Genomic DNA, 6781 nt, shown 5'->3' with positions numbered 1-6781 from the left:
TTAACCATTGGGTTGTTAATTATTTTTTCTATTTTTGTTCAGCATTAGTATATATAATAAAAATTACAAATGAATTAAACCAAATTACATATGAAAAAATTATTAAGCTTTAGCTTTCTTTTACTTGCATTTATTGCATTAAAAGCACAGACTAATAATTTTAAAACATCTGACAAATTGCTTGATGCAACCCAGCCCATGTGGAAATTTCATATTGCGTTTGAAGATGGCTCCGGTGCCAAAGATACTATTTGGTTGCTATATGATACTACGGCAACTAATACAGGTATAGATACTGCACTTGGCGAAGGGGCTTTTAATTTTAATCATAGCATTTTTAATGTTTGGATTTATAATAATAATAATGATTCGACAAAAACATTTGCATTACCTTATACTTATTATCCTTCTCATTCTGTAGAAGTTAGAGCATTTAATTATCAATACCCACTTACTGTTTCATGGGATACTTCATTATTTCATGCATCTTATTTACCATATCAGCAAGGATTTTTTAATATTGCAAGAATTGATAATGACTATTTCTTTTTGGTAAATAATGATCCTCCACTTCAAGCATATAATATGCTTTTAGATGATAACGTACAAGCCCCATTTTTTAGTTGGGGAACGCAAAGCCAATTTCCAATGAATTTTATCATTTCATATAATCCGGTTGGGGTTAATGAACTATTTAAAAATGAAAATTCTATATTTATATTTCCAAATCCTTTTAAGAATAAATTAACTATAAAATCTCAAATACCAATTTCTGCTATCGAAGTATTTACTACTGATGGCAAAAGTGTTTATTCTGAAAAAAATATTAAAATGAATAAATTTTATAATTATGAATTAATTATAAATAAAATTAAACCAGCTTTTTATATAATAAAAATTACAAATGAATTAAACCAAATTACATATGAAAAAATTATTAAAACATCTTAGTTTAATTTTGATTTTTTGTGCTACTTGTCATGTAATAAATGCACAAGGGCTTAATGATGGAGAATGTTTATTTGTTGATCCTCCAAACACTTTTACAAATCCAGACAGATTATTATTAGAAAGTAAAAATGGATGGATTTTACCAGCCTCTGGTACAATCAGAATTTTAATCATTTTTGCAGAGGTAAATTACGATACAGGTACCGATCCAAATCCTAATAGTACCACAGGATGGCCTGTCCATTCTCTACCAACGTGGGCAGATCAACTTTTAGATCCTAACGTGCCATCAGGAGTAGCCCAAGGAGCATTAACACGTTATTTTCAACTCGCTTCTTCCGGTCAACTTAATGTAATAGGCGATTATCTATTAGCTCCAACGAATGGAGGAATATTTAGTATCTTAAATAGTCAGGGAGGAGGTAATGATAATTCATTAAGTAGTGTAATAAATACAACTATGAATGGTTCTTTTATTACAGGACACAGTTTAAACAATGTTTCTTATTTTGATAATTGGACAATGACAAATACAGGGCAAGCAAAAATTTCGCCAAGTACCGATAGTCCACATAAATATGATCATGTAATGTATATATGGCGCAATCGACAAGGTCAAAATGGTTGTGGATGGGCAAGTGGAAGTGGGTATACATTTCTAGGTAATGGATCTGATACTTATAGTGATTTCCTTACATATGATGGAATGCCAATTAATATTTCAAGACATGAGTTTTCACATCTCCTTTATGGCGGTAATAATTTTCATTGTGGAGGTGGTGGTTGGGGTCCTGCAAATTATTGGATACCACAGGAAAGTGGTTGGAGTAATTTAGGTTTATATGGTTGTTCTTTATTAAGTTGGAATGCGTGGGATAGACAACGTATGGGATGGAAAGCCACAGGTAATCAATACAACCCATCTGCACGTAATTCTGGTAATACAGCTGAAGTGAATGGAGATTTGGATGCAACCACTCCCTCTCAAGCTGGTATTTATACTTTACGTGATTTTGTAACGACAGGTGATGCTATAAGAATAAAACTTCCTTTTACAAATATTTCTACAGAATACCCTGAATATATATGGATTGAGAATCATAATGGTATATCAATGAATTCGTGCGCTCAAGATAGATTTCAACATCAATCAGAATCTTGTGTACAACCTGCAATTTATGGATTATATATGTATATGCAGATAGATCGAGAAACCAGACAGAGTACAGACCCAAATGAGATATATAGCGGATATGCTGACTACTTGCGTCCAATTACTGCTGAAGGGTTTTATGATAGGCTCTTTGAAACTAGTCAAGTATTTAACTCTTGTGTACAAGGCGGAAATACAAATGCTTTTATAAGAAACACTCAAAATCCATTGACTGGAGGTGGTGATCAGGATTTATATTCGGTTGATATAAATGGAGATAATTTAATTAATCAAAATGATCAATATCCAAATTGTACAGAAAACCAAAGCGATATATATTTATCTCACCTATATAATCTTGGAAATACCCGACATGCTTTTACACTTAGCGGAAATAAAAAACTAGGAGTAGGAACAAATCCATCATCTGCTTCAATGATGAATATGGTAAGCTATGATATTCCATTAACAGGTTTAAAAAATTTACGAAAAATATATATAAATGGAGTCTCAATTGAAATATTGAACCAGTATACAAATGGGAATATACAGGTACAAATACGTTTTGATGATGTCGATGTAAATAATGATGCCAGATGGTGTGCTGATGAAATTGTTTTAAGCCCAGTATCAACTACAACTGGTTATTCACTTAACTTAAAATCTAATAAAACAATTACTATAGATCAAGGTAAAACTGCTACGAGAATGGATAATCCACAAACAATTAATGGTCAGAAAATATTTGCTTCACCAACATTATTTAGGTGTACTGCAAATTCTTGGTTTAATATGGAAACAAATTCAAACGTAATAGTAGATAATGGTAGTACATTAAAATTAGAACAAAATAGTAAATATGAAATAAATTCTGGTGCAGTTCTTCGAGTTAAAAATGGGTCTGTACTTAGTCTTGAAACAGGTAGTACTTTAAAAGTAAATGATGGAGGAAGTGTTATTATTGAAAGTGGAGGAACAATATTATATAACGGAGGAACAATAAACTTAAATGGCAATAACGCTTTGCTTGAAATAAAAGGAACATTGAACATAGCCACAAATGCAAATTTTACATTTACAGGTGCGGGTTATGTAAAATTCAGTTCAACTGCAAATCCGAGTAATAATATTATTGCAAATTCCGGTTCATCAATTGCATTAACCGGTTCGGGCATGACAGATAAAGTGTTGGAAATAACACAGGAGACAATGAATACCACAAGTTCTCTATCTCAATTCACAGTTACTTACGGGCAAATAGCTATGGCCCCAAATTCACGATTAAGCGTTCCTGGACCAATAACATTTAATAATACAAAAATAACTAAAACTACTGCTGGTGGTCATCGTGGTTTATGGCTATACGGACAAAATAATATATCATTAAATGTTTCTGTATTTGAATATGGTAATTATGGTATCTATGATCAAATGGTTAATGGGGGAAATGTTCTAAATCTGAATTCATGTAACTTTTTAAATAATACATATGGGCTTTATACAATAAATAATAAAGCGACATTAAATTATTGTGCGTTTAATACAAACTTATATGGATGGTATGCAACAGGAATGTCGCAAACATCAACAGTAGATAATTCAACATATACAAACAATGATTTGGGAATTAAATATTTTACATCAGGAACGGGAGGATTAAAAGTTTCTACATCATCCATAACAGGGAATTCATTAACTACAGCAGGGATTGAAATAAATGGAACAGGAGTTTTAACAGTTAACTGCTCAACAATAAGCAATAACGAGTTAGGCATACTTTTACAAAATAATGCTACATTATGTATGAGTCCGAGTCAGTCGCCAGCAGGCCAAAAAAATGCAATAATAGGGAATATCTTTTATAACATATGCACAGACCATGATGTTGCAATACCAAATCAAACTGGGGATTGGGGTAATTTACTGTTGATTAGCGGAGGTAAAAATAATTTATTATACCCTAGTGGCGCAAAAGTTATAAGCGGACGTTTAACTGGTTATTCATGTGGTACAAATATAACAGCTACAAATAACAGATGGAATTCGGGAAATACACCTCCTGTTTCAGGTACTGATTATAGAGTTTATAATAAAAATTGCAGTCGACCAACACTATTTACTATTACCGACAATTCGCCTACATATCTAGCATGTGACGGTGGCGGTGGTGGCGCAATGGCTTCAAACTCATATTTGCCAGAAAGCAGTACAATAATAAATACTTATGATAACCAAAATGTTGATTTAACCACTGCTGTTAATGATGCAATAGCTTTAATGGAGCTTAATAATAAAGATGGCGATGATCTTAAAGCCATAGAACATTTTAATAAAATATTAAATAACAATAATGCACATAATTCAGCTAATGATGATATATTGCTCGAGATAGCCTATAACGACATAAAATCAACATTAGGAAATGCTTTTGCTAACGGCAAAATAAAAGCCAATGATGATGTACTTTCAGATAAGTATTTTTCAAAAGTTATTGATATTATTGAAAAGAAAATATCAAAGTTCAATAAAAAAGAAGATGAAGATTCAACCAAAGAAATGTATTATAAAAAATTCTATGCTTCAATGGATAAGGCTGAAATATACAGGCTGGCAGGAAAGAGGGATTTAGCTATTTCTAATTTTAACGATATATTAAACTGGGCAAGTCCGGAAGAATTACCTTATATTAATTATTGGATTTGCTTAACAACAGCAGAAGATAATTTGATAGATGGACTAATAACTTCTGATGATTTTGAAACTACAATTACAAAATGCGCTACAAGCAGTAATTTGAAAACAAACAATTCATTACCTGAACAGGAACAACCGCAAACCATAACTCAAATACAGGGTGAAATAAATTCTACTGTAAACGATGATTATAAAATGGATATATTCCCAAATCCATTCAGTGAATCAACAACCATTAAAACTTCAATCACTGAAGAAAAGGCATCAGTAGAAATTTATAATTTAGTGGGAATAAAAATTAAGAGCTATGAACTTATACAAGGAGAAAACGCTATTGAAATTAAAGCATCAGATTTTGATAACGGAATATATTATGTTATATTAAAAGTTGATGGGAATAATAAATTATTTGAAAAAATAATTGTATCGAAATAAAAAGATAATAATATTACAACCATTAAAAAAAAGAAAAGGTTGTCTCAAAACTCGAGACAACCTTTTTGCTTTATAAGATATATGTCAAGAAAACAGAGAATTTAAGAACAGTTGGCAGTTTTCTCTTGTCATCTTATACCTTGTCAACTTATTCACTTTTTATTTCTTTAATAGTTTTCCCTTCAACCACAATTACGATCTCGCCTTTAATTGTTTTGCTTTTAAAATATTCTGCAACCTCGGTAACAGTGCCTCTTTTGGTTTCTTCATACATTTTAGTAAGCTCGCGTGAAACAGAAATTTTTCGATCAGCACCAAAGAATGCAGAAAATTCTTCAAGAGTTTTTAATAACCGATGTGGTGATTCGTAAAACACAAGCGTATTGGGCAAAAACGCAAGTTCTTTCAGGCGGGTTTGCCTTCCTTTTTTTACCGGAAGAAACCCTTCAAAATGAAAACGATCACATGGAATCCCGCTATTTACAAGAGCCGGAACGAAAGCCGTAGCTCCCGGAAGACATTCCACATCAATTCCTGCTTTCAAACATTCGCGCACTAAAAGAAAACCGGGGTCGGAAATGCCAGGTGTTCCTGCATCGCTGATTAATGCTATTGATTCTCCACTCATAATTCTTTCAACAATCAACGGAACTTCGCGATGTTCGTTAAATAAATGATGCGACATCATTTTTGTTTCAATTCCGAAATGCTTCATTAAAGTAGCCGATGTACGAGTATCTTCGGCAAGTATCAAATCAGCTTCTTTCAAAACACGTACTGCCCTGAATGTAATATCCTCAAGGTTTCCGATAGGCGTAGGAACAAGATATAACTTTGACATATTAATTGTAAAAATACAAATTTATATTTGATATAAAATTTATATCAATATTGTAACATCAAAAAAAACTTATTATATGTTTGCCATTACAAGTTATTTATTTTTCACGAAATGAATATTTGCTCCAGTGCAAACACCAAATTCTATATATGATTTTATTTAAACCACAGTTTATGTCTGCATCAATGGCTCATTCGGAATAATCTTTAATCACATAACAGGATATGACATTCCGATATTTCCACATGATTTAAAGTTTTCAATTAGTATTATTTATTATCCTGAATAAAAAGTATTTTATCTCCATTTGATATATTGTATGTTTCTACTCGTAACACAAGTGTAGTTATACCTGCTATAACTAATCCTGTACCAGTAAATACTACAATAGGAATATTATCAAATAGAATAGTACCTAAACTTGCATATACTAATAAACTCAATCCTGTTGCTGATACAATACCGCCTACTGTATATTTTACTGCTTTCGATTTTATTTTATTTATTCGATAGATTTGGTCTGGATAAATTATATTTTTCCCATCCACTATAAAATGATCACTGTATATGGAAGTAATAACATGTTTTTCAAATTTTCCATTCAGTAATTTTAATATTATCCTGTCGCCTGCTAATATTGTTTTATTTTTATATTAATAGTTCGGTAAAAATATAGATATTAACAAAGGTATGTAAAAAACTTAAAA

At 31.5% G+C, this 6781-nt stretch carries 4 protein-coding genes; 2 read left to right on the top strand and 2 right to left on the bottom strand.

The annotated features are described in order from the left end of the window. Positions 1-90 precede the first annotated feature (90 nt). Both PKK00_14875 and PKK00_14870 read left to right on the top strand, forming a co-directional pair. Positions 91-951, top strand: a complete 861-nt coding sequence (locus tag PKK00_14875) for a T9SS type A sorting domain-containing protein (GenBank protein ID HNW99688.1) — start codon at positions 91-93, stop codon at positions 949-951. After that, positions 926-5233 carry a T9SS type A sorting domain-containing protein gene (locus PKK00_14870; protein HNW99687.1) on the top strand — a complete coding sequence of 1436 codons (4308 nt, stop codon included), beginning with the start codon at positions 926-928 and terminating at the stop codon, positions 5231-5233. The genes PKK00_14875 and PKK00_14870 overlap by 26 nt, the downstream gene beginning before the upstream one ends. 148 nt (positions 5234-5381) lie before the next feature. Here the strand turns inward: PKK00_14870 and rsmI are convergent, their stop codons facing one another. Then, positions 5382-6074 (bottom strand): 16S rRNA (cytidine(1402)-2'-O)-methyltransferase, encoded by a 693-nt coding sequence (rsmI, locus tag PKK00_14865; GenBank protein ID HNW99686.1) that lies wholly within the window; start codon positions 6072-6074, stop codon positions 5382-5384. A gap of 269 nt (positions 6075-6343) precedes the next feature. Beyond that, positions 6344-6622, bottom strand: coding sequence for a hypothetical protein (locus PKK00_14860; protein ID HNW99685.1), 279 nt, complete (start codon positions 6620-6622; stop codon positions 6344-6346). Between the last annotated feature and the right edge of the window lie 159 nt (positions 6623-6781).

The organism is Bacteroidales bacterium (assembly GCA_035353855.1).
Taxonomy (GTDB): domain Bacteria; phylum Bacteroidota; class Bacteroidia; order Bacteroidales; family CG2-30-32-10; genus DAOQAK01.
The sequence above is the reverse complement of the archived record's forward strand: the minus strand, read 5'-3'. Positions and strand labels throughout refer to the sequence as shown.

What these genes read in the sequence shown, in the direction of transcription:
- PKK00_14875 (HNW99688.1), top strand. Translation starts at nt 91, where the DNA reads ATGAAAAAATTATTAAGCTTTAGCTTTCTTTTACTTGCATTTATTGCA.
- PKK00_14870 (HNW99687.1), top strand. Translation starts at nt 926, where the DNA reads ATGAAAAAATTATTAAAACATCTTAGTTTAATTTTGATTTTTTGTGCT.
- rsmI (HNW99686.1), bottom strand. Translation starts at nt 6,074, where the DNA reads ATGTCAAAGTTATATCTTGTTCCTACGCCTATCGGAAACCTTGAGGAT.